Raw genomic sequence first — 337 nt, forward strand, 5'->3', positions numbered from 1 at the left:
TTTGCCTGGCAACGTCCTACTCTCACAGGGACAAGGTCCCAACTACCATCGGCGCTAGAGAGCTTAACTTCCGTGTTCGGTATGGGAACGGGTGTGACCTCTCTGCCATCATTACCAGACTGTATTCATTTAAGACAAGAATTATTGTAACTCATTTAACTTCTAAAGTCAACAAGTTTTTTATATTCTTTCAAAACTAGATAACATTGCTTCATATTATATGGTTAAGTCCTCGATCTATTAGTATTCGTCAGCTCCACATGTCACCATGCTTCCACCTCGAACCTATCAACCTGATCATCTTTCAGGGATCTTACTAGCTTACGCTATGGGAAAT

At 40.9% G+C, this 337-nt stretch carries 2 rRNA genes; both read right to left on the reverse strand.

What is annotated here, in order from left to right:
- Window positions 1-3: 3 nt before the first annotated feature.
- Window positions 4-119: ribosomal RNA gene (rrf, locus tag H6481_RS28475) — 5S ribosomal RNA — on the reverse strand.
- Window positions 120-220: 101 nt separating this feature from the next.
- A 23S ribosomal RNA gene (locus H6481_RS28480) occupies window positions 221-337 on the reverse strand; the annotation flags it as partial.

It is taken from the genome of Bacillus sp. ME78 (assembly GCF_903970865.1).
GTDB classification, from domain to species: Bacteria; Bacillota; Bacilli; order Bacillales; family Bacillaceae_G; genus Bacillus_A; species Bacillus_A cereus.